The organism is Pseudomonas sp. TE24901, assembly GCF_054058375.1.
In genome coordinates this window covers 410,290-431,577 of sequence record NZ_JBSSAF010000005.1, presented here as the reverse complement: position 1 = coordinate 431,577, position 21,288 = coordinate 410,290, and the positions used below count along the sequence as shown (strand labels likewise).

The window sequence follows — 21,288 nt, the reverse complement described above, 5'->3', positions numbered from 1 at the left end:
TCCAGCCCCTACATGCCGGCCATCAACACATACTTCACGTGCACGTACTCTTCGATCCCGTAATAGCTGCCTTCGCGGCCATAACCGGACTGCTTGATGCCGCCGAACGGAATCGAGGCGGTGCCCACGGAGCCCGAGTTCAGAATCACCATGCCCGCTTCGAGCCGGCGAGACAGGCGCAATGAACGGCCCAGCGCGCAGGTGTAGGCGTAGGCCACCAGGCCGAACTCGGTGCTGTTGGCACGCTCGATCACTTCTTCTTCCTCGTTGAAAGAATAGAGGGCGAACACCGGGCCGAAGATCTCCTGGGTGGCCAGCGGCGAGTCATCCCCCAGGCCGGTGATGATCGTCGGCGCGTAGAACAGGCCACCTTTGGCGTGGGGCTTGCCGCCCATGAGTACGGTGGCGCCGGCAGCCTTGGCGTCTTCCACCAGGCGCACCACCTTGTCAAAACCCAGCTGATTGACCAGTGGCCCGACCACAAAGCCTTCGCGCAGGCCCTGATCCACTTCAATCGCGGCGACCGCCTGCTTCAGGCGCTCGGTGAACGCTTCAAGGATGCCCTGCTGCACAAAGATGCGGTTGGGCGAGATGCACACCTGGCCAGAGTTACGCAGCTTGGCGCTCACCAAGCCTTGTACGGCGTCGTCCAGGTTGGCGTCGTCGAACACGATAAAGGGTGCGTTACCGCCCAGTTCCAGGGTCAACTTCTTGACGGTGGCGGCGCATTGCGCGGCGAGTAACTTACCCACGGCGGTGGAGCCGGTGAAGGTGATCTTGCGGATACGCGGGTCGCCGGTGAGGATCGGGCCGATTTCCTTGGGGTCGCCCACCACCACTTCCAATACGCCTTCGCCGATGCCGGCGTTGCGTGCGTATTCCAGCAGCTTGAGGGCGGTCAGCGGCGTGTCCTCGGCGGGCTTGATCACCATGGTGCATCCGGCCGCCAGTGCCGTGGCGACCTTGCGGGTGATCATCATGAAGGGGAAGTTCCAGGGCGTGATGGCGGCCACCGGGCCGACCGCCTCCTTGGTGACCATCACCTGGGCGTTGCGGTCGTGGGTGGGAAGGGTGTCGCCGTAGACGCGTTTGGCTTCTTCGGCGTACCACTCGATGAAACCCAGGCCGTAGTCGATCTCGCCACGGGCTTCGCTCAGGCATTTGCCGTTTTCGCGGCACAGCAGTTCGGCGAAGGCTTCCTTGTCGGCCTTCACGCTGTCGTGCCAGCGGCGCAGGATGTCGCTGCGCTCCTTGGCGAGTTTGCCGGACCAGTCGGGGAACGCGGCGCAGGTGCGGTCGACGGCGGCCTTCACCTCGGCCGCAGAGTGCTTGGCCACGCGGCCGATTTCTTCACCGGTTGCAGGGTTGTAGACGATAAGCATGGGGGAATCTCCGTGGGCTGAAAGTGCTGTTTCAGGCTACGGAAAAGCGCGGTCTGGGCGAATATCCATTCCAATGTGCTGATTGCCTATTCCTATGAGTGCGTAGCGCCAGCCACCTCTGGCGCAGTACTGTGTGGCTTTGCAGAGGAGCCGCCGCCGTGGGCCGTACACAGCGAATTGTCGAACTGATGGGCGCCCTGGCGCCTGTTGAAGGCTATAACCTGACCGTATTGGATGACGTGCGTTTCCTACGCTCCAACCGACCGCTGCACCGCGTGCCGGTGCTGTACGACCCGGGCATCGTGATCGTGTGCCAGGGGCGCAAGAGCGGCTATCTGGGCGAAGAGATCTACCGCTACGACGCCCAGCATTACCTGGTGGTGTCGGTGCCGGTGCCGTTCACCATGGAAACCGAGGCCAGCGAAGCGGAACCGATGCTGGCGGTGTACCTGCGGCTGGACTTCACCCTGGCGGCCGAGTTGATGCTGGCGCTGGATGACTTCCCCGAACTCCCGCAGGCCAAGCCCCGGGGTATGTATTCCTCGCCCATGGATGAGCGACTCAGTGAGTCATTGCTGCGTTTTCTGGAGGTGATGAGCGTGCCCATGGAGGCGCAGATATTGGGGCCGACCTTGATGCGCGAAATCTACTACCGGATTTTCACGGGGGAGCAGGGCGGCTCGATGCGGGCTGCGCTCAATCGCCAGGGGCAGTTCGGTAAGGTGGCGCGGGCGATCCGCAAGATCCATGCGTGCTATCACCAGCCCCTGGATGTGGAAGCGCTGGCGGGTGAGGCGATGATGAGCGTGCCGAGCTTTCACGCGCACTTTCGCACGGTCACCGACACGTCGCCGATGCAGTACCTCAAGTCCACGCGCCTGCACCAGGCGCGTTTGTTGATGCTGCGCAGCGACATGACGGCCGCCGCTGCCTGTGCCAGGGTCGGCTATGAAAGCGCCTCGCAGTTCAGTCGCGAGTTCAAGCGCTTCTTCGGGCGAACGCCCTTGGACGAGATCCAGTGGATGAAGCGCACCTACGCACTGCCGGCGCCTAGGACGTCATCGATTTACGTGTCGTCCCACTGAGCAGGGTAATCAGCAGGGCCAGCCCGGCAAACCCCGCGCCGGTCAGCGCCTGGCCCTGCCAGCCGTAGTGCTGCGACGCGAAGGCGCCGGCCGCGGAGCCCAGGGCGCCGCCGATGAAGTAGACCACCATGAATACGGTGTTCAGGCGACTGGTGGCCGAAGGTTCCAGCGCCAGCACGCGGGTCTGGTTGGCCAGTTGGTTGATGCGGTTGCCCAGGTCGAGGAAGGTCGCCGCGATGAGGATCGGCCACCACCAGCCGCTGGGGCCGAAGGCGTAGATCAGGACAAAGGCCACCAGCACGGTGGTGATGCCCACCCATTCCAATAGCTGGCTGTGGCGACGGGTCTGTTGGCCGATGGTGGTGGCAAGGAGGATGCCGACGATCGCCGACAGACCCAGCAAGCCCGCCTGCGCACTGGAGAAGCCATAGGGCGGCAAGGCCAGCAGTGCCGCCATCGAGCCCCAGAACACGTTCAATGCGCCAAACACCAGGCCCGCTTTGAGGGCCGACAGGCGCAGGGTAGGGTGCTGCCGGGCCAGGCCCCACAATGATTTGAGCAAGGCGCCGTAGGCCAGTTTGCTGGTGGAGATGGACACCGGCATGCGCGTCAGGATTGCGATAAACAGCAGCACGTCCAAGGCTGCCGCCAGGGCAAACATGCCGCGCCAGCCCAGCCAGCCACTGACCACGCCACTGACGGTCCGCGCCAGCAGACCACCGGCGGACAGCCCGCTGACCATCAAGCCGAGGACCGCGCCTTTTTGCGCCGGCTCGCTGAGGTCGGACGCGGCGGGGATGATCACTTGGGCGCTGATGCCTGACAGGCCCAGCAGCCCGCTCGCCACCAGCAGCCAGGTAAACGATGGCGCCGAGGCCGAGGCCAGCAGGCTGATGAAGTTCAGGCACAGTACGGCCAGGATCAGCGTGCGCCGGCTGATGCGGTCGCCCAGCGGCACAAACAGCAGCAGGCCGCTGGCGTAGCCGAGCTGGGTGAGCATCGCGATCTGCCCGACATGGGCGGTGGTGACGTCGAAGCTGGTGGCAATCAACGGCAGCATTGCCTGGTTGTAGTAGATGGTCGCAACCGAAAACCCGCAGCAAATGGCGAGCAGCAGGGTCAGGCCCTTGGTCAGGACGGGGGAGTTCGCGTGCATGGCAGGCCCGGTGGCTGGCAAATGTGCGGCGAGAATGCCGCGTGGCGCGAGTGAAATCCAGCGCCGCAGAGGATTGGGCAAGAAACCGGTGGGATTGGATCAGGGCTGAAATCGGATTGTCCTGCTGGCAGGACAAACAGTCGCGTTTGAGCGGTCTAATCGTTTATTGGGTTCATGTGTAGGATCAACCTCAATTGATCGCCCAGTGGCGATCCTCACTTGGAGATCCCGCATGAAACTGTTGCACATCGATTCCAGCATCCTCGGCGACAACTCGGCGTCCCGCCAGCTCAGCGCAGGCGTGGTCAAGGCCTGGCAAGCCGCAGAGCCAGGTGTGAGCGTGACTTACCGTGACCTGGCAAACGAAGGTATCAGCCACTTTTCCGGTCTGACCCTGGGCGCCCTGGGCACTGCCGCCGAACTGCGCGATGCCGTGCAAAAGCACGAGGCTGAACTGAGCGCTTCGTCCCTGGCCGAATTCATCGCCGCCGACGCCGTGGTGATCGGTGCGCCGATGTACAACTTCTCGGTGCCTTCGCAACTCAAGGCCTGGATCGACCGCATCGCGGTGGCGGGTCAGACCTTCCGCTACACCGAAGCCGGCCCTGAAGGCCTGTGCGGTGGCAAAAAGCTGATCATCGTGTCCACCGCCGGTGGCCTGCACGCTGGCCAGCCGAGCAACGTCGGCCATGAAGAGTACTTGAAGCTGGTGTTTGGTTTCCTGGGCATCACCGACATCGAATTCGTCCGCGCCCAAGGCCTGGCCTACGGTGATGAAGTGCGCAGCAAAGCCCTGAGCGACGCCAACGTACTTATCAGCGAACAATTGTTCGCTGCCGCGTAAGGCTTGTGTAAATTTCGCCTTTGCTCGGTTTCAATCTGAAGCCGGGCGCCTAAACTCTGTATTCTGGTCACCTGAACACGACCGGAGTACGGAGTTTTTTCGTTTACCCGCTGTCTCTACTTTGGCCCAGGTTATGCAGTCATGGGTTTACCACCCGGTACGAGCACCTTGAACCATGGACTTTTCAAACAGACATGCCGGTTTTAATGCAGCAAAGGTGGACATCCTCATGATGCGTCTTTGTGCTGTTTTGGTACTTTCCTTGCTCGGTGGCCTGATTTCAGTGCACGCCGCCCCAGCGCCGCACCCGCATTGGAGTGTGGGCTTCCACCGCATGACGTTCCTTGATCCGCTGGATTTGCAGCCGATGAAGGCCATCGCGTTCTATCCGTCCACCGACGATCAACATTCCACCCAACTGGGCCCTTACCACGTCGCGGCTACTGAAGACTCCAAGGTCGCCATCGGGCGCTTCCCGATGCTGATGCTGTCCCACGGCAATACCGGTACACCGCTGGCCCTGCATGACCTGGCCACGTCCCTGGCGCGCAAGGGGTTTGTGGTGGTGGCGGTGCTGCATCCTGGCGACAACTACAAGGACCACAGCCGCCTGGGCACGGTCAGCAACCTGTACGGGCGGCCGATCCAGATTTCCGAAGCCATTACCGCCACCCTGGGCGACCCGATGCTCTCACCCTTCGTCAACGTTGATCAGGTGGGGGTGATCGGCTATTCGGCCGGTGGCGAAACCGCGCTGATCCTGGCGGGGGCCAAGCCTGACTTTGATCGCCTGCGTCGCTATTGCCAGGAACGCCCGGAAGACCGAGATGCCTGCACCACCAAAGGCGAATTGGTGGTCGACCGTGACGACCTGCAACCGCAAGCCGACCCGCGCATTCACGCACTGATGCTGATGGCGCCGCTGAGCCTGATGTTCGGCCGCCACACCCTGGCCGATGTGCATGTGCCGGTGCTGCTCTACAGCGGCGACGGCGACAAATTGGTTGCCGTGGATAAAAACGCCGCCGCCCTGGCGCGCAAACTGCCGGAGCCGCCAGATTTCAAACTGCTGGCCGGGGCAGGGCACTTCGTGTTCATGGCGCCGTGTGACAGCGACCAACTGGCCGCCATGCCGGCGATCTGCACCGATGCCGACGGGGTTGACCGCGAAGGCATTCACCGCGACCTGGTATCAGAGGCCGGGCGCTTCTTCATTCACACCCTGGGTCAATCGACCCGTGCCGGGTTGCAGACGGCCGATCAGTAAGCGCGGCGCTTGAGCAGCACGGTCACGGCCAATGCCGTGACCGACAGCAACGCAGCGCAGAAGAAGATCCAACCGTAACCCAGGTTCAGCGCCACAAACCCCATCAACGGCCCGGCAATCGCCAGGGCGAGGTCGAAGAACACGGCATAGGCGCTCAACCCCGCGCCCCGGCTGCTGTTGGGCACTTGCTTGATGGCTTCCACGCCCAGCGCCGGGTATACCAGCGACAAACCAAAGCCTGCCAGCCCGGCGCCGATCAGCGCGACGCCGGTGGACGGCGCCAGCCACAGCAAGGTCAGACCCAGGGTTTCGATGGTCATGCAGGAAATCGCCGCCCTGAACCCGCCAAAACGGCTGATGGCCGAGATAAACACCAGCCGTGACAGGATAAAACACACGCCAAACACCGTGAGGCAGTACGCCGCGCCCGCCCAGCCACGGTTGAGGTAGTACAGCGTGATAAAGGTGGTGAGGGTGCCGTAGCCGATGGAGGCCAGGCACAAGCTGGCCCCGAACGGCGCAATACGTCCGAACACGGCCCAGAACGGCAACCGCTCGCCACGCACCACCGGCACCGACGGCTTGTTGCGGATCAGCATCAGGCCCAAGGCTGCCAGCACCGACAACGCGATGCCAAGGCTGGTGTAGCCGTACTCGGCCACCATCACAACACCCAGCGGCGCCCCAATGGCGATGGCGCCGTAGGAGGCAATGCCATTCCAGGAAATCGAGCGCGCGGTGTGCTCGGCGCCGACCGCACCCATGCACCAACTGATGGTGCCCACGCCGATCAGGCCTTGGGCCACGCCGAGCAACAGGCGGGCGACGATCAGGATACCCAGGCTCAAGGTCGGTGCGCTTTGCACCAGCGTTGCCAGGAACGTCAGCACACCGCTGAGCAGAATGCCCGCCAGGCCCAGCACGATGGCGCGCTTGGTGCCGACGTTGTCGGACATGCGCCCGGCCATCGGGCGGCTGAGCAGGGTGGCCAGGTATTGCGAGCCGATGGTCACCCCGGCGACCACGGCGCTGAAGCCCAGTTGCTCGTGGACGTAGCCCGGGATCACCGCAATCGGCAGGCCGATGCAGATGAAGGCGATGAAGGTGTAGAAGACGATAGAAACGATCTGCAGGGTGATCGACAGGGAGCTGGGGGCGGCGGCAGGCATGGGAACTCGTTCGCGGGCGGGCGGTGAGGGCATGATGGCAAGGGGCGGAAATAAAAGGAAGCTGCCTAACGATTAAACTCGCGCAAACCTTGAACCTGTAGGAGCCCGCTTGCGGGCGATGGCGGTCTTACGGACGCCATCGCCCGCAAGCGGGCTCCTACGGGGTTTGTGTTGCCAATAAATGGCCAATAAAAAGCCCCGTCACAATGGACGGGGCTTTTTGTGTGCAGCGGGCGGTGCTTAGAACACCACGCCTTGGCTGCGCAGGTAGTCGTCGTAGGTGCCGCTGAAGTCGATCACGCCGGTGGCGCTCAACTCGATGATGCGAGTGGCCAGGGACGACACGAACTCACGGTCGTGGCTGACGAAGATCAGCGTGCCCGGGTAGTTCTCCAGCGCCAGGTTCAGCGCTTCGATGGATTCCATGTCCAAGTGGTTGGTCGGTTCGTCCATGATCAGCACGTTCGGCTTTTGCAGGATCAGCTTGCCGAACAGCATGCGGCCTTGCTCACCACCGGAAATCACCTTCACCGACTTCTGGATCTCGTCGTTGGAGAACAGCATGCGGCCCAGGGTGCCACGGATCATCTGCTCGCCTTGGGTCCACTGGCCCATCCAGTCGAAGAGCGTCACGTCGTCTTCGAAGTCGTGGGCGTGGTCTTGGGCGTAGTAGCCCAGTTCCGCGGCGTCGGTCCACTTGACGCTACCGGCATCCGGAGTCAGTTCGTTGACCAGGGTGCGCAGCAGGGTGGTCTTGCCGATACCGTTCGGGCCGATGATCGCTACGCGCTCGCCGGCTTCAACCTGGAAGCTGAAGTCCTTGAACAGTGGCTTGCCGTCGAAGCCCTTGGCCATTTTTTCGACCATGACGGCCTGACGGTGCAGCTTTTTGTTCTGCTCGAAACGGATGAACGGGCTCACACGGCTCGAAGGCTTGACCTCGGCCAGTTGGATCTTGTCGATCGCCTTGGCGCGGGAAGTGGCCTGCTTGGCTTTCGAGGCGTTGGCCGAGAAGCGGCTGACGAAGGATTGCAGCTCGGAGATCTGCGCCTTCTTCTTGGCGTTGTCCGACAGCAGTTGCTCGCGGGACTGGGTCGCCACGGTCATGTACTCGTCGTAGTTGCCCGGGAACAGGCGCAGCTCGCCGTAGTCCAGGTCAGCCATGTGGGTGCACACGCTGTTCAGGAAGTGACGGTCGTGAGAGATGATGATCATCAGGCTGGAGCGCTGGGTCAGGATGTTTTCCAGCCAGCGGATGGTGTTGATGTCCAGGTGGTTGGTCGGTTCGTCGAGCAACAGCACTTCCGGGTCGGAGAACAGCGCCTGGGCCAGCAAGACGCGCAGTTTCCAGCCTGGGGACACTTCGCTCATCGGGCCAAAGTGCTGTTCCAGCGGGATACCCAGGCCCAGCAGCAATTCACCGGCACGGGATTCGGCGGTGTAGCCGTCCATCTCGGCGAATTCGGTTTCCAACTCGGCCACGGCCATGCCGTCTTCTTCGCTCATTTCCGGTAGCGAGTAGATGCGGTCGCGTTCGGCCTTGACCTTCCACAGCTCTTCGTGACCCATGATCACGGTGTCGAGTACGGTGAATTCTTCGTAGGCAAACTGGTCCTGACGCAGTTTACCCAGGCGAACATTGGGCTCCAGCATGACCTGGCCGCCGGACGGATCGAGGTCGCCGCCGAGGATTTTCATGAAGGTCGACTTGCCGCAACCGTTGGCACCGATCAAACCATAACGGTTGCCAGCGCCGAACTTGACCGAGACGTTCTCGAAGAGCGGCTTGGCGCCGAACTGCATGGTGATGTTAGCTGTGGAGATCAATTACTTTACCTATCAATGGGTTGCGAGCGTGGCGGCAGGAGCCTTCAGGCATGCGTCAACAGCGACATCAAGGCGCGAAACCCGGTCGCTGAGCAGAAGATTTTGGATGTGTGTTGGAATTTGGCGCGCATTGTCGCATATGTCAGGCGACAGTTGTATGGCAGGCGAACGAAGGTTTCGCCAAGGTCTCCGGCATGGCCAGCCAGAGCAGCGCCAGGGCAAGGGCGGCCACGCCGGCCAGAGTCAGGAAAGCTGCGTTGTAGCCCGCCAGTTGCACGACAAAACCCGCGAGGCTGCTGCTCAAGGCCGCGCCGAGGCCAAATACGGTCGAGAGCGCACCCAGGCTGACATTGAAGCGCCCGGTGCCCTGGGTCAGGTCCTTGACGATCACCGGGAACAGCGCGCCGAAGATCCCGGCGCCGATGCCGTCGAGCATCTGCACTGCCACCAGCCAGTACGGGTCGCTGGACAAGGTATACAGCACACCGCGCAACGGCAGGATCAGGAATCCGGCGATCAATAACGGCTTGCGCCCCCACACATCGGCCCGGGCGCCCACCAGCCAGGCCATTGGCACCATCACCAACTGCGCGGCGACGATGCACGCCGAAGTCAGTGGCGTGGCCATCTGCAGGTTGATCTGCGCCAGCTTCTGACTGACCAGTGGCAGCATCGCCGCATTGGCCAGGTGGAAGAGGGCGCAGCACACGGCAAACAGCAGCAGGGGGCGGTTGCCCAGCAATACCTTGATGCCGGAGGGCTGCTCGTGGTCGTGGGCATGGGCCGGGTCAAAGCCTCGGGCAACGTCATGGTCGATGGCCGCTGCCGGCACGCAACTGACCGCCACGACACTGGCCACTGCCATGAACGCCATTAGGTAAAAAACCACGACCGGGCCGTACAGGTACGCCAGGCCGCCAGCCAGCAAGGCGGCCACGGCATTGCCGGCATGGTTGAAAGTTTCGTTGCGCCCGGTCCGGCGGGTAAAGGCGCGCGGCCCGGTGATCCCCAGGGAAATGGCGGAAATCGCCGGGGCGAACACCGACGCGGCCACCGCACTGGCGGCCTGGGTCAACGCCACCCAACTGAATGCGCTGACAAACGGCAGCACCAGGCAACTGAGCGTCACCAGGATTGCGGCAATCGCGATCACTGCGCGCTTGCTGCGGGTGCGGTCGATCAGCGCGCCGGCAGGTCCTTGGGTGATCAATGCGGCAATGCCGGCCAGGGTCATGACCACGCCGATGCTGGCCGGGTCCCACTTGTGTACCGCCAACAGGTAGATCGCCAGATAAGGCCCGAGGCCGTCGCGTACATCCGCCAGGAAAAAATTCAGGCTGTCGAGGGACAAGGTGGTACGCAGGTCGGTGTGATGGGCCACGGCGAGGTCTTCAGGGGGCGGCACTCAGGGGCTGAGCGCTCATTGGCTTAGTGACCTGTAGGCCCGGGGATTAGTTTCGCCATGCATGAGGGTTTTATCTGACAGGCAATTGGCTTATTTTCCGAACCCCGCTTTATTCAAATCCTGGAGTCGCAATGGACATGCCCTCAGCCCAGCAGGCAATCACCCGCAACAAGGCCGCTTGGGACGCTTCGGCCGCGCTGCACAAAGGCACCGCCACTTGGAATGCGCTGGTGGCGTCGGTTGCCCAGCCGGGTTTTTCGTGCCTGGACCCGACCATTACCGCACTGCTGCAAGACGTCGGCGTTGCCGGCAAGGACGTGGTGCAACTGTGCTGCAACAACGGCCGTGAGAGCCTGTCGCTGTTCGGGCTTGGCGCTCGTTCTGTGGTGGGCGTGGATCAGTCCCGAGCTTTTCTTCAGCAGGCCCAGGAGCTGGCTCATATTTCACCCCACACACCTGAATTCATTGAGACGGATATTCACCACTTGCCTGAGCATTTGCTCGGCCAGTTCGATGTCGCCTTGGTGACTATCGGCGTGCTGGGCTGGATGCCGGACGTGGCGCTGTTCATGCGTCATGCGGCCAGCACCTTAAAGCCGGGCGGCACACTGGTGATCTACGAAACCCATCCGTTTCTGGAGGTGTTCGACCCCAGGGCCGACAACCCGCTGTTGCCGGCCAGTTCGTACTTCCAGCGCGATCCGTTCGTATTGCAGGAGTCGATTGTCTACGAAGGTACCAAGGCCGAAGCCGGGCCGGCGTCCTATTGGTATGTGCATACGCTGGGGAGCATCGTCAGCGGCGCGGTTGCGGCGCAGTTGCAGATCAGCCACTTGCAGGAGTACCCGCATTCCAATCGTGAAGAACTCTACGATCAGTACGAGCACCAGAGCGCGCAACTGCCAATGTGTTTCACCCTGACGGCCACTAAACGGTCCGTGTGATCCACTGGCGTGCAGGCAAAAAAAGGCCCGCGAGAGTGGCGGGCCAAGGGATTCACTGGAGTAGGTAGGCTTAACCCTATAGGTGGGAAAGTGAAGGCCTTGTGAAAAGCGTGTCGCAAATTCGGATGTGTATGGGTCACCGGCGACGTATGAATGTTCGCATGGTCTGACCCGGCCCGGTGCTGAATTCGGTCGGCCTGGGCATACCTTCATCGGCGGCGATGAACACGAAGTCGTCGCCTTCAAGACGATAACTGGCGGGCAGGTGTTTGCCGGCGTCTTCGCCGATGGCGTCCACCCAGGTAATGCTCTTGGGGGTTGTCGTGCTGTCCAGGGAAAAACGGCCGGCCAACAACACTTTGCCCTCGGTAGTCAGCACTTCAAAGCTGTCACCGCTGATGATCGTCACGGCGCCGGGAGCGCTATGGGCGTCGACCGGATTCAGCACGCCACTGTCTTCGAGAGCGGTCTGTTCCCAAGTGCCCTGAAGGGCTTGAAAATCCACGTCGGTGCGGGACGACATACAAATTCCTTTTTGCAGTAAGGGGTTGCGGACAGTGCCGCATCGCGGCGTTGCAAGGCAAGCGTTGGCATTGATCCAGCACATTGAATGGACAGGTTTTCACAATTCTTAGTTAACCTTTGGTTACAAACTGTGGCTAAATAACTGCCAATGGTGATGAACCGGTGCTCATTTAGCCGGTCGTGCCGCATAAATGTGAATTGTGATTTCAGGTGCTGCTTATTCAATCCTCGGCCGTCGTGGGCACGCAGGAGCAGCCTGTTCTCTCTACTGACGTGTGACGAATCCCTTGAAACTCATCATTGTTGCTCTCTACGTTGCCTCCATTGCGTATGTACACCTGCGTGGCCGGGTGCGACACAAGCTGGGTCGCCAGCTTAGCGATCACTCGACATTCCTGGCGCCGATCAACTGCTTTCTCTACCTCTTCTCCAAGCAACCCAGCCGACCGTACCTGTCGCCAAGCGACTTTCCCGACCTGGCACCGTTGCAGGAACACTGGGAAGAGATCCGCCAGGAAGGCCAGAACCTGATGCAGGCCGGGGCGATCAAGCGCTCCGACCAGTACAACGACGTCGGTTTCAACTCCTTCTTCAAGTCGGGCTGGAAGCGCTTCTACCTCAAGTGGTACGGCGACAGCCACCCGTCGGCCATGAAGCTGTGCCCGCGCACCACCGAACTGGTGCAGAGCATCGGTTCGATCAAGGCCGCGATGTTCGCCGAGTTGCCACCGGGCTCCAAGCTGGTCCGCCACCGTGACCCGTATGCCGGTTCCTACCGTTACCACCTGGGTCTGGACACACCGAATGACCCGGGTTGCTACATCAACGTGGACGGCGAAAGTTACTACTGGCGCGACGGCGAGCCGGTGATGTTCGACGAGACCTACATCCACTACGCTGAAAACACCACTCAGCAAAACCGCATCATCCTGTTCTGCGATATCGAGCGGCCGATGAAGTACCGCTGGGCGGCAGCATTCAACAGCTGGTTCAGCCGCAATGTGATGGCTGCAGCCGGTTCGCCGAACGATGATGGCGACAAGACCGGAGGTTTGAACCGGGCATTTACCCGCCTGTACAAGATCCGTCTGCGCGGCAAAGAACTGAAGAAACGCAATCGCGCACGTTACTACTTGGAAAAGTGGGCGATTTTCGCTGGCTTGGCGCTGATCTTCATCCTGATCTAAAGCGCGATCGGGCGCGGCTCACTCGGGTGGGCGCGCGCCCAGCTTGTCCCACATTTTTTTGCTGAGCTTCTGCCGATTGGCATACCCGACCCACGGGTCGGCTTTCAAACCCTTCAAACGCTCCTGCAGGTTGGCGACCGTCCACTGCTGGGCACCGCGCAACGTTTTCAACTCCTCACGACTCACCGGCACTGACACGGGAAGGCCCGGCCGCGCCCGCACGGAATAAGCCGCGACCGTGCTCGCGCCGCGCGCATTGCGCAGGTAGTCGATAAAGATCCTGCCGATGCGGTTTTTCGGCCCGGCCGTGGCGGTGAAGCGCTCGGGCAATTGCTGCGCCATGAACTGCGCGATGGCTTTGGCGAAGGCTTTCACCCTGTCCCAGCCATCCCGGCGCGCCAGCGGAATCACCAGGTGCAAGCCCTTGCCACCGCTGGTCTTGACGAAGGCGTCCAGCCCCAACTCATCGAGTACCGACAGCGTGAGCTGCGCCGCCTCCAGCATGGTTTTCCACGGCAGCGCAGGGTCAGGGTCCAGGTCGAGTACAAACAGGTCTGGCGTTTCGATCTTGTCCGAGGTGGCGCCCCAGGTATGCAGCTCTATGGCGCCCATCTGCACGGCGCCGACCAGGGCGCTCACGCTGTCGATTTCCATCAAGCGCGCATGGCCAGGATCCAGCGCCGGGTCCAGCTGCTTGATGTGGGGAATGGCGAGGCGCTCGGCATGTTTTTGGAAGAACTGCTCACCTTCGATGCCTTCCGGTGCACGCAGCAGTGACACAGGCCGATGACGCAGGAAGGGCAAGAGCCATTCGCTGATACCCTCGTAAAAGGCCGCCAACTGTTGCTTTTGTGTACCGCTTTGCGGGTCGATGACCCGGTCGGGGTGAGTGATGTTCACGCCAGCCTCCGTTTTTTGGGGCCTGGAGGCTTTCAGCGACTTCGCCGCACGCGGTTGCTCATGAATGATCTGTGACACCGGCTTGTCGGTGCGCAATGCCACAAATGCAGCCTGGCGTACGATGCCTTCCCGCGTCCATTCGGCAAAGTGCACCTCGCCGACCAGCGCAGGTTCCACCCAATGTACACCGCGTGCTTGAGTGCTGTTCAGCGGTGTTGCCAGCGGTGAGGCCTTGCACTCAAGCGGTGTGAGCTGCGCGTAGATGGCTTTCAGCGAGGGCTGATCAAACCCGGTGCCGACGCGCCCGGCATACACCAGGCCCGTCGCGTCGTTCACCGCCAGCAGCAGGGCGCCGAACCCGGTGCGCGAGCCTTTGGGGCGCGTGTAGCCGACGATGACGAACTCCTGGCGCAAACGGCATTTGAGCTTGATCCAGTCCGTATTGCGGTTGGACACATACGGGCTGCCCAGGCGCTTGCCGATGACGCCTTCCAGGGCCAGGTCGCAGGCGCTTTCAATGATGTCGCGCTGGTTGGCGACAAAGGCTTCGGAAAACCGCAGCAGTTTGCTGCGACTCCTGCTGAGTACGGATTTCAGCGCCGCCCGACGTTCCTCGACGGGCGCCTTGCGTTGGTCCACTCCGCCCAGGAATGGCGCATCGAACAGGTAATACACGATGTCCAGGCTGCGGCCGATATCGAAGGCGTTCTGCAACGCCTGAAAATCCGGCAAGCCGTCACCGTTGAGGCTGACCACTTCACCATCGAGCCAACTGTCCTTGAGCTTGAGGGCTTGCAACGCCTTGACCTGACGCGGCAGGCGCTCGGTCCAGTCGTGGCCATTACGGGTGAACAGGCGCACTTCGCCGTCAAGAATGCGCGCAAGCATGCGGTAGCCGTCAAATTTGATTTCGTACTGCCAGTCACCGTCTGGCGCGCGATCGACCAGAGTGGCCAACTGCGGCGTGAGTTGCTCGGGGAGAGTGATTGGCTTTTTCTCGCGTTTGGCCCGGGTTTTGGATTTGCCGACTGTGGCGTCGCTGAGCACGCTTTTGGGCATGGCCTGGACGATGTCGTAATCAGTGGCAGGGCGTGCCTGAGGGTCTTTTTCCTTGATCAGCAGCCATTGCTCTTTGTCGCCACTGCCTTTGAGACGGGTGCGCACCAAGGCCCAATCGCCGGAGAGTTTTTCGCCGATCAGGGTGAATTTAAGTTTGCCCGCCGCGTAAGCCTTGTGCGGATCGTCATGGGGTTGCCATACGCCACGGTCCCAGACGATGACATCCCCGGCGCCGTATTGGCCGGGGGCAATGGTGCCTTCGAAGCCGCCATAGCTCAAAGGGTGGTCTTCGACGTGTACTGCCAGGCGTTTCTGGCTGGGGTCAAGGCTCGGCCCTTTGGGCACCGCCCAGCTTTTGAGCACACCATCGAGTTCAAGGCGAAAGTCGTAGTGAAGGTTGCGTGCATCGTGTTTTTGAATCACGAACGACAGCGCCGACGTTTTGCGCTGGCGACTCGGTGCGTTGCCCGCCGGTTCTGCGGTGATCTCGAAGTCGCGCTTGCGGTTGTACTCGCTCAAGGGCTTTGGCATGGGAGGTTCCGTGGCTCAGGAGGCTTTGGTGGCTTTCTTCGCGGCAGGTTTCTTGGCCGGTTTGCCGGCCAGGCTGCGTTTGAGCAGTTCGGTCAGGTCGATCACGTCGGCCGATTTGCGCTCGTCACTGCCTTGGGTGGTTTCCACGTCTTCGATTTTGCCGGCCTTGGCTTTTTTTGCCACCAGCGCCAGGATCTTCTCCTGGAAGCTGTCGCGGTACTCGTCGGGTTGCCAGTCGGCACTCATGTCCTCTACCAGGCGCTTGGCCATGTCCAACTCGCCTTTGGCCAGCTTCGGCTTGGTGACGTCGCTGCCCAGTTCCAACTCATCCAGGCTGCGCACTTCGGCGGGCCAGCGCAACATCACCAGCACCAGGGCTGAATCCAGCGGCATCAAGGCGGCCAGGTGCTGCTTGGTGTGCAGCACCACATTGGCCAGCGCGACTTTTTGGGTTTTCTTCAGGGTTTCGCGCAGCAGGGCGTAGACCTTGCCACCGCGTTTGTCCGGGGCGAGGAAGTAGGGTGTGTCGATGTTCTGCAACGGGATCTGGTCACTGGCGACAAAGGCGATGATCTCGATGGTCTGGGTCGACTTGGGGTGCGCCGAGCGAATTTCGTCTTCGCTGAGCACCACGTAGCGGCCTTTTTCGAAGGCCACGCCTTTGACGATGTTGTCTTTGGTGACCTCTTTGCCGGTGGTTTTGTTGATGCGTTTGTAGCCCACCGGGTCCATGCTGCGTTTGTCGAGCCAGTCAAAATCAACGCCCTGAGCGGACGTTGCCGACACCAGCGACACCGGTATATGGACCAAGCCGAAACTGATGGCGCCTTTCCAGATTGCCCGTGGCATGGCTGCGGTTCCTTGAACAGAGTCAGTGTTCAGGTGACCGGCAGGCGCTGGCAAAAGTTTCGATGAGCAGATATGCGGACAGATCGTGTTACACCTAATGAGAAACTATTTAGTTACGAAAGCCGAACCCAAGGCGTAGCGTGTTATCGAAAGCACGTATTACTCCTCAGAGAGGCTTTGTCATGAACAGCTGTGTGCGTCATCTAGCAGTGCTGGCGTTGGGTATGGCACTCACGTCACTGGCCCAGGCGCAAAGCCTGCCCGGCCGCACCGATTCCAACAACAGCCCGATTCACCGGGCCAACCCCAACAGCATGCAGGGCACCCAGCCCAATGCGCCGGCCACGCGCGGTGTGCAGATCGGCCCGACCAGCCCCCGGCCCACCGTGGAAAACGGCGGTATCGGCAACCGTTATCCCAAGCGCGATGCCGCTCCCAGTCGTCCCGCGACCGAAACCAAAGCCCCCACCTTTGATGCCAACGGCAATCGCCGGCCTTGAGTGCCGGTAAGGACTTCGCCTTATGTTGCTACGCAAAACCCTTCTCGCCGTTGTCTGCGCAAGCACGTTGCTGCCCCTGACAACAGTGTTTGCCGCCCCAGCCCAACAATTTCCCAGTGAACAAGGCAGCCTCTCGGTCACGCCAATCGCCAAGGGCCTGGACCACCCATGGGCCGTGGCGTTCCTGCCGGACAAGCAAGGCTTCCTGGTCACAGAGCGCCCCGGCCACCTGCGCTTTGTCAGCCCGGACGGCAAGTTGTCGGCGCCCCTGACCGGTGTACCGCAGGTGTGGGCCAAAGGGCAGGGCGGTTTGCTGGACGTGGTGCTGTCGCCCGACTTCAAGGAAGATCGCATGGTGTACCTCTCTTACGCCGAAGGCGGTGGCAAGGGCGGCACGGCGGGCACTGCGGTCGGGCGCGGGCGCCTGGCGGATGACTTGAGCGGCTTGAAGGATTTCAAAGTGATCCTGCGTCAGGAGCCCAAGCTGTCTACCGGCAACCACTTCGGTTCACGATTGGCCTTTGACCGCGACGGCTATCTGTTCGTGACCCTTGGCGAGAACAATGACCGCCCCACGGCCCAGGACCTGGACAAGCTGCAAGGCAAGGTGGTGCGGATCTTCCCGGATGGCCGCGTGCCAGAAGACAACCCCTTTGTTGGCCAGCAAGGCGTGCGACCGGAAATCTGGTCCTATGGCCAGCGCAACCCCCAGGGCCTGGCGTTGAACCCCTGGAGCGGCACGATCTGGGAAAACGAACATGGGCCGCGCGGTGGCGATGAAATCAACATCATCGAGCGCGGCAAAAACTACGGCTGGCCGTTGGCGACCCATGGCATCAATTATTCGCTGACGCCGATTCCCGAAGCCCAGGGCAAGGCCGTGGAGGGCACCGTTCCGCCCCATCACGTGTGGGAAAAGTCGCCGGGTATCAGTGGCATGGCGTTTTATGATGCCGACCGCTTCAAACCGTGGCAGCACAACGTGTTTATCGGTGCGCTGGCCAGCCAGGAACTGATCCGGTTGCAGTTCGACGGTGACAAGGTGATCCATGAAGAGCGCCTGCTCGGCGGCTTGAAAGCGCGGATTCGCGACGTGCGCCAGGGGCCGGATGGTTACCTGTACGTGTTGACTGACGAAGACAACGGCGTGTTGTATCGCGTCGGTCTTAATCAGGATTGAAAGAAGGGGCCGCAATGCGGCCCCTTCTTGTTACAACCCCAGCTCGGACAGCCCCGGATGATCATCCGGGCGCCGGCCCAGCGGCCAGTGGAACTTGCGCTCGCTTTCCTTGATCGGCAGGTCGTTGATGCAGGCAAAGCGGTTGGCCATCAGGCCGTTCTCATCGAACTCCCAGTTCTCGTTGCCATAGGAGCGGAACCAATTGCCGGAGTCGTCGTGCCATTCGTAGGCATAACGCACGGCGATACGGTTGTCGGTGAACGCCCACAATTCCTTGATCAGCCGATAGTCCAGTTCCTTGGCCCATTTGCGGGTCAGAAAACCTTTGGCTTCTTCGCGGCTGGTGACGAATTCGGCGCGGTTGCGCCAGTGGGTGTCCAGCGTATAGGCCAGGGACACCCGTTGTGGGTCGCGGGAGTTCCAGCCGTCTTCGGCCAGGCGCACTTTTTCGATGGCCGAGGCGTGGGTGAACGGCGGCAGCGGCGGGCGAGTTTCAGCGGTAGAGGACATCGGGCAGCTCCTGAAAACAATAACGGATGATCGAAAGTTGCTTGGCGTGCGGTTTCACAGTCCCAATAACGTTCGCGCCATGCATTGCGCATCATCGGCAGCTGTTGAATCACCCATCACCAGGGCAACGGTAATGGCGCCATCGATCAGGATCAGCAGTTGCGCGGCCTGCCGTTCCGGGTCGGGGGTGCCATGTGCTTGGCACAGTTCGAGTGCGTACTCGAACAGTTTCTGTTTGTGGGCCTTGGCCAACAGGCGCACCGGGTTGTGCGGGTCGCCGGTTTCGCCGCTGGTGTTGATAAAGGCGCAGCCGCGAAAATCCGCCGAGCCGAACCAGGCCTTGAGGGCGCTGAACAGCGCCAACAGGCGCTCACCCGTGCCTTCGCTGCGTTCCACTTCGCCACGCAGCCACTGCATCCAGCGCTCGTCGCGGCGCTGCAGGGCGGCAATCACCAACTCGTCTTTATTGGCGAAGTAACGGTAAATACTTTTGCGCGAGACACCGGCGGTTTTCACCAGAAAGTCCATGCCGGTGGCGGCGATGCCATGGCGGTAGATCAACTTTTCGGTGACGTCGAGGATGATGTCGCGGGTTTCGTTGCCTGTCATATCGTTCATGTGGCGTACAGTAGAACGATCATTCTTCTTGGTCAATTAACTTTTTTCCATGCGCTGCTGCGAGACCTGAGCACCCCCATGGTGTAAGCTCGGGGCCTCTTCGGATTCGACCCATTGCGAGCCTTATGCCGTCGTTCTTCAAACGCTCCCTGCTGCCCAAACTGCGCGGTTTCCCACTTTCCAGCGATTCCATCGAGGTGCTGTCTGGCGCCGATGCGTTCCGCCGTTGCCTGTTGGAGAAGATCCCCCAGGCCACCCGGCGCATCTACATCGTGGCGTTGTACTTGCAGCAGGACGAAGCGGGGCAGGAGATCTACGACGCCCTGCACGCGGCCAAGGCGGCAAGACCGGAATTGGACATCGTGGTGGTGGTCGACTGGTTGCGCGCCCAACGCGGCCTGATCGGTGCCGGCAAACAGCCTGGCAACAGCGCGTGGTACCAAGCGATGACTGCGTCCCACGTAAGCCAGGTGCCGGTGTACGGCGTGCCCGTGCAAACCCGCGAGCTGTTTGGCGTGCTGCACCTCAAGGGTTTCGTGATCGACGACAGCGTGCTGTACAGCGGCGCCAGCCTGAACAATGTGTACCTGCACAAATTCGAAAAATACCGCTTCGACCGTTACCACCTGATCCACAGCCAACCGCTGGCAGACTCCATGCAGCATTTGGTGGAGCACGGCCTGGTGGCCTCCAAAGCGGTCAATCGCCTGGATCTGCCCAACCCGCCCACCACCCGCAGTTTGCGCAACGATATCGGCGACTTGCGCAGCCGCCTCAAGCACGCGGCCTATGACACCACGGCGGGGCAGTTGCCCAATGGCCACCTGTCGGTCAGCCCGTTGCTGGGGGTGGGCAAGAACAACCCACTCAACCGTGTGGTGCTGGAGCTGATTGCCAGCGCCCAACACCAGCTCACCCTCTGCACGCCGTACTTCAACCTACCGTTGCCGGTGACGCGAGAGATCAACCGGGCGTTGGCGCGAGGCGTGAAGATCGACATCATCGTCGGCGACAAGACCGCCAACGATTTCTACATCCCGCCGAGTGAGCCGTTCAAAGTGATCGCGGCGCTGCCGTACCTCTACGAAATCAGCCTGCGCCGCTTCGCCAAACGCCATCAGCCGATGATCGACAGCGGCCAGTTGAACCTGCACCTGTGGCGCGACGGCGACAACACCTACCACCTCAAGGGCATATGGGTTGACCAGCGCTACACCTTGCTCACCGGCAACAACCTCAACCCCCGCGCGTTCCGCCTCGACCTGGAAAACGCCTTGCTCATCGATGACCCGCAGGGTGAGTGGCTGGCACCTCGGCGTATGGAGCTGACGCAGATTTACCAGCACACCACGCGCATCGAAGGGTACCAGCAGCTGCAAACCCTGCTGGATTACCCGGAAGCGGTGGGCAAGTTCCTGCGTCGGGTCAGCCGCGTACGCATTGAGCGCTTGCTGTATCGGATACTCTGATTACCGGGCAAAAAAAGACCCGGGCCCTGTCGAGGGGCCCGGGTCTTTTTTGCGCTGCTGCTTAGTTCAAGCCCAGCTTGCCACGCAAGGTGGACAGGTCTTCTGCCAAGGTGTTGACCGGGCCAACCAGGGCTTTGCGATCGTTTTCCTTGACCTTGTCATAGGTCTCGAAACCACCGTCCTTGGTCTTGTACTTGGCCAGGATCTTGTCCACGGTGGCGAAGTTCTTGTCGACCTTGGCCAGGAAGGCCTTGTCTTGCTTCTCGATCTGGCCACGGAACAGGTCGACGATTTTCTTCGCGCCGTCGATATTGCCCTGGAAGTCATACAGGTCGGTGTGGCTGTAGCGGTCTTCTTCGCCGGAGATCTTGGTGGCGGCGACTTCTTCGAGCAGGGCTGCGGCGCCGCCCACGACTTTCTCAGGCGGGAAGGTCAGGCCGTCGACACGGGTCTTGAGGTCGTTGACGTCGGTGTTGAGCTTGGCGGTCAGCGTTTCCAGGCCTTTGGTGGTGTTCTGCGAGAACAGCACGTATTCGATGCGGTGGAAGCCGGTGAAGTCTTCGGCGGTCACGCCTTTTTCATGGTCGTCAACACGGGAGTCGATCGAGGCGTCGAGGTCGCTGAACAGTTCGGCGATCGGCTCGATGGACTCATAGTGCACGCGGGTCGGTGCGTAGAGTTTCTTGGCGGTGGCCAGGTCACCCTTGTTGATCGCGTCGGTGAAGGCTTTGGTCTGGGTGACCAGCTCGCCGATTTCTTCGGTCACGTAGATCTTGTAGTCCGAAACCGGGCCTACCAGGTCCAGCGGTGCGGTGGCGGCGAAGGCTGCCAGCGGCGAAAGGGACAGCAACAACGACAACGCAATAGTCGACTTCTTCATG

General features: G+C 61.3%; 19 protein-coding genes. 8 read left to right on the top strand and 11 right to left on the bottom strand.

The window, feature by feature from the left end:
- Nucleotides 1-8: 8 nt before the first annotated feature.
- Complete coding sequence (locus tag ACVWVP_RS12945) at nucleotides 9-1,382, bottom strand: NAD-dependent succinate-semialdehyde dehydrogenase (RefSeq protein WP_457406318.1); 1,374 nt, start codon at nucleotides 1,380-1,382, stop codon at nucleotides 9-11.
- A 188-nt stretch (nucleotides 1,383-1,570) separates the two neighbouring features.
- Here ACVWVP_RS12945 and ACVWVP_RS12940 point away from each other — a divergent pair, with 188 nt between their 5' ends.
- Complete coding sequence (locus ACVWVP_RS12940) at nucleotides 1,571-2,467, top strand: AraC family transcriptional regulator N-terminal domain-containing protein (RefSeq protein WP_457406362.1); 897 nt, start codon at nucleotides 1,571-1,573, stop codon at nucleotides 2,465-2,467.
- Here ACVWVP_RS12940 and ACVWVP_RS12935 read toward each other — a convergent pair.
- Nucleotides 2,433-3,623 carry an MFS transporter gene (locus tag ACVWVP_RS12935; RefSeq protein ID WP_259171297.1) on the bottom strand — a complete coding sequence of 397 codons (1,191 nt, stop codon included), beginning with the start codon at nucleotides 3,621-3,623 and terminating at the stop codon, nucleotides 2,433-2,435. The genes ACVWVP_RS12940 and ACVWVP_RS12935 overlap by 35 nt on opposite strands.
- 232 nt (nucleotides 3,624-3,855) lie before the next feature.
- On the opposite strand from ACVWVP_RS12935, the gene ACVWVP_RS12930 reads away from it, so the two are divergent.
- Together ACVWVP_RS12930 and ACVWVP_RS12925 are read left to right on the top strand one after the other, a co-directional pair.
- Complete coding sequence (locus ACVWVP_RS12930) at nucleotides 3,856-4,467, top strand: FMN-dependent NADH-azoreductase (protein ID WP_176998147.1); 612 nt, start codon at nucleotides 3,856-3,858, stop codon at nucleotides 4,465-4,467.
- A gap of 229 nt (nucleotides 4,468-4,696) precedes the next feature.
- Nucleotides 4,697-5,734, top strand: a complete 1,038-nt coding sequence (locus ACVWVP_RS12925) for an alpha/beta hydrolase family protein (RefSeq protein WP_176998148.1) — start codon at nucleotides 4,697-4,699, stop codon at nucleotides 5,732-5,734.
- Here ACVWVP_RS12925 and ACVWVP_RS12920 read toward each other — a convergent pair.
- The 3 genes from ACVWVP_RS12920 to ACVWVP_RS12910 all read right to left on the bottom strand — a co-directional run bounded on the left by ACVWVP_RS12920 (nucleotide 5,728) and on the right by ACVWVP_RS12910 (nucleotide 10,111).
- Complete coding sequence (locus ACVWVP_RS12920) at nucleotides 5,728-6,903, bottom strand: MFS transporter (protein ID WP_457406314.1); 1,176 nt, start codon at nucleotides 6,901-6,903, stop codon at nucleotides 5,728-5,730. The genes ACVWVP_RS12925 and ACVWVP_RS12920 overlap by 7 nt on opposite strands.
- A 240-nt stretch (nucleotides 6,904-7,143) precedes the next feature.
- Complete coding sequence (locus ACVWVP_RS12915; protein WP_026083083.1) at nucleotides 7,144-8,730, bottom strand: ABC-F family ATPase; 1,587 nt, start codon at nucleotides 8,728-8,730, stop codon at nucleotides 7,144-7,146.
- Between the two features lie 142 nt (nucleotides 8,731-8,872).
- On the bottom strand, nucleotides 8,873-10,111 hold the full coding sequence (locus ACVWVP_RS12910; protein ID WP_457406360.1) for an MFS transporter: 1,239 nt from the start codon (nucleotides 10,109-10,111) through the stop codon (nucleotides 8,873-8,875).
- 155 nt (nucleotides 10,112-10,266) lie between these two features.
- On the opposite strand from ACVWVP_RS12910, the gene ACVWVP_RS12905 reads away from it, so the two are divergent.
- Nucleotides 10,267-11,079 carry a class I SAM-dependent methyltransferase gene (locus tag ACVWVP_RS12905; protein WP_457406312.1) on the top strand — a complete coding sequence of 271 codons (813 nt, stop codon included), beginning with the start codon at nucleotides 10,267-10,269 and terminating at the stop codon, nucleotides 11,077-11,079.
- 136 nt (nucleotides 11,080-11,215) lie between these two features.
- Here the strand turns inward: ACVWVP_RS12905 and ACVWVP_RS12900 are convergent, their stop codons facing one another.
- A complete protein-coding gene (locus tag ACVWVP_RS12900) occupies nucleotides 11,216-11,602 on the bottom strand; it encodes a TIGR03067 domain-containing protein (protein WP_457406310.1) in 387 nt (128 codons plus the stop codon).
- A gap of 289 nt (nucleotides 11,603-11,891) precedes the next feature.
- Here ACVWVP_RS12900 and lpxO point away from each other — a divergent pair, with 289 nt between their 5' ends.
- Nucleotides 11,892-12,791 (top strand): lipid A hydroxylase LpxO, encoded by a 900-nt coding sequence (lpxO, locus tag ACVWVP_RS12895; protein WP_457406308.1) that lies wholly within the window; start codon nucleotides 11,892-11,894, stop codon nucleotides 12,789-12,791.
- A gap of 18 nt (nucleotides 12,792-12,809) precedes the next feature.
- Here the strand turns inward: lpxO and ligD are convergent, their stop codons facing one another.
- Together ligD and ku are read right to left on the bottom strand one after the other, a co-directional pair.
- A complete protein-coding gene (gene ligD / locus ACVWVP_RS12890; protein WP_457406305.1) occupies nucleotides 12,810-15,281 on the bottom strand; it encodes a DNA ligase D in 2,472 nt (823 codons plus the stop codon).
- A 15-nt stretch (nucleotides 15,282-15,296) separates the two neighbouring features.
- Complete coding sequence (gene ku, locus ACVWVP_RS12885) at nucleotides 15,297-16,130, bottom strand: non-homologous end joining protein Ku (protein WP_259171306.1); 834 nt, start codon at nucleotides 16,128-16,130, stop codon at nucleotides 15,297-15,299.
- A 182-nt stretch (nucleotides 16,131-16,312) separates the two neighbouring features.
- Here ku and ACVWVP_RS12880 point away from each other — a divergent pair, with 182 nt between their 5' ends.
- Entirely contained in the window at nucleotides 16,313-16,630 is a 318-nt protein-coding gene (locus ACVWVP_RS12880; protein WP_178925993.1) for a hypothetical protein, read from the top strand.
- Nucleotides 16,631-16,652: 22 nt separating this feature from the next.
- On the top strand, nucleotides 16,653-17,810 hold the full coding sequence (locus tag ACVWVP_RS12875) for a PQQ-dependent sugar dehydrogenase (protein WP_457406302.1): 1,158 nt from the start codon (nucleotides 16,653-16,655) through the stop codon (nucleotides 17,808-17,810).
- Between the two features lie 30 nt (nucleotides 17,811-17,840).
- On the opposite strand, the gene ACVWVP_RS12870 is transcribed toward ACVWVP_RS12875, so the two are convergent.
- Entirely contained in the window at nucleotides 17,841-18,320 is a 480-nt protein-coding gene (locus ACVWVP_RS12870; protein WP_457406299.1) for a nuclear transport factor 2 family protein, read from the bottom strand.
- A 54-nt stretch (nucleotides 18,321-18,374) separates the two neighbouring features.
- Nucleotides 18,375-18,938, bottom strand: a complete 564-nt coding sequence (locus ACVWVP_RS12865) for a TetR/AcrR family transcriptional regulator (protein ID WP_457406297.1) — start codon at nucleotides 18,936-18,938, stop codon at nucleotides 18,375-18,377.
- 125 nt (nucleotides 18,939-19,063) lie between these two features.
- On the opposite strand from ACVWVP_RS12865, the gene pssA reads away from it, so the two are divergent.
- Nucleotides 19,064-20,407, top strand: a complete 1,344-nt coding sequence (gene pssA, locus ACVWVP_RS12860; RefSeq protein ID WP_457406294.1) for a CDP-diacylglycerol--serine O-phosphatidyltransferase — start codon at nucleotides 19,064-19,066, stop codon at nucleotides 20,405-20,407.
- 61 nt (nucleotides 20,408-20,468) lie between these two features.
- Here pssA and efeO read toward each other — a convergent pair whose 3' ends face one another.
- A complete protein-coding gene (gene efeO, locus ACVWVP_RS12855; protein WP_176998162.1) occupies nucleotides 20,469-21,287 on the bottom strand; it encodes an iron uptake system protein EfeO in 819 nt (272 codons plus the stop codon).
- Nucleotide 21,288 lies beyond the last annotated feature (1 nt).

What these genes read in the sequence shown, in the direction of transcription:
- ACVWVP_RS12925 (WP_176998148.1), top strand. Translation starts at nt 4,697, where the DNA reads ATGATGCGTCTTTGTGCTGTTTTGGTACTTTCCTTGCTCGGTGGCCTG.
- ACVWVP_RS12935 (WP_259171297.1), bottom strand. Translation starts at nt 3,623, where the DNA reads ATGCACGCGAACTCCCCCGTCCTGACCAAGGGCCTGACCCTGCTGCTC.
- ACVWVP_RS12930 (WP_176998147.1), top strand. Translation starts at nt 3,856, where the DNA reads ATGAAACTGTTGCACATCGATTCCAGCATCCTCGGCGACAACTCGGCG.
- ACVWVP_RS12875 (WP_457406302.1), top strand. Translation starts at nt 16,653, where the DNA reads ATGTTGCTACGCAAAACCCTTCTCGCCGTTGTCTGCGCAAGCACGTTG.
- ACVWVP_RS12870 (WP_457406299.1), bottom strand. Translation starts at nt 18,320, where the DNA reads ATGTCCTCTACCGCTGAAACTCGCCCGCCGCTGCCGCCGTTCACCCAC.
- ku (WP_259171306.1), bottom strand. Translation starts at nt 16,130, where the DNA reads ATGCCACGGGCAATCTGGAAAGGCGCCATCAGTTTCGGCTTGGTCCAT.
- ACVWVP_RS12920 (WP_457406314.1), bottom strand. Translation starts at nt 6,903, where the DNA reads ATGCCTGCCGCCGCCCCCAGCTCCCTGTCGATCACCCTGCAGATCGTT.
- efeO (WP_176998162.1), bottom strand. Translation starts at nt 21,287, where the DNA reads ATGAAGAAGTCGACTATTGCGTTGTCGTTGTTGCTGTCCCTTTCGCCG.
- ACVWVP_RS12900 (WP_457406310.1), bottom strand. Translation starts at nt 11,602, where the DNA reads ATGTCGTCCCGCACCGACGTGGATTTTCAAGCCCTTCAGGGCACTTGG.
- ACVWVP_RS12865 (WP_457406297.1), bottom strand. Translation starts at nt 18,938, where the DNA reads ATGAACGATATGACAGGCAACGAAACCCGCGACATCATCCTCGACGTC.
- ACVWVP_RS12905 (WP_457406312.1), top strand. Translation starts at nt 10,267, where the DNA reads ATGGACATGCCCTCAGCCCAGCAGGCAATCACCCGCAACAAGGCCGCT.
- ACVWVP_RS12945 (WP_457406318.1), bottom strand. Translation starts at nt 1,382, where the DNA reads ATGCTTATCGTCTACAACCCTGCAACCGGTGAAGAAATCGGCCGCGTG.
- ACVWVP_RS12940 (WP_457406362.1), top strand. Translation starts at nt 1,571, where the DNA reads ATGGGCGCCCTGGCGCCTGTTGAAGGCTATAACCTGACCGTATTGGAT.
- ligD (WP_457406305.1), bottom strand. Translation starts at nt 15,281, where the DNA reads ATGCCAAAGCCCTTGAGCGAGTACAACCGCAAGCGCGACTTCGAGATC.
- pssA (WP_457406294.1), top strand. Translation starts at nt 19,064, where the DNA reads ATGCCGTCGTTCTTCAAACGCTCCCTGCTGCCCAAACTGCGCGGTTTC.
- ACVWVP_RS12880 (WP_178925993.1), top strand. Translation starts at nt 16,313, where the DNA reads ATGAACAGCTGTGTGCGTCATCTAGCAGTGCTGGCGTTGGGTATGGCA.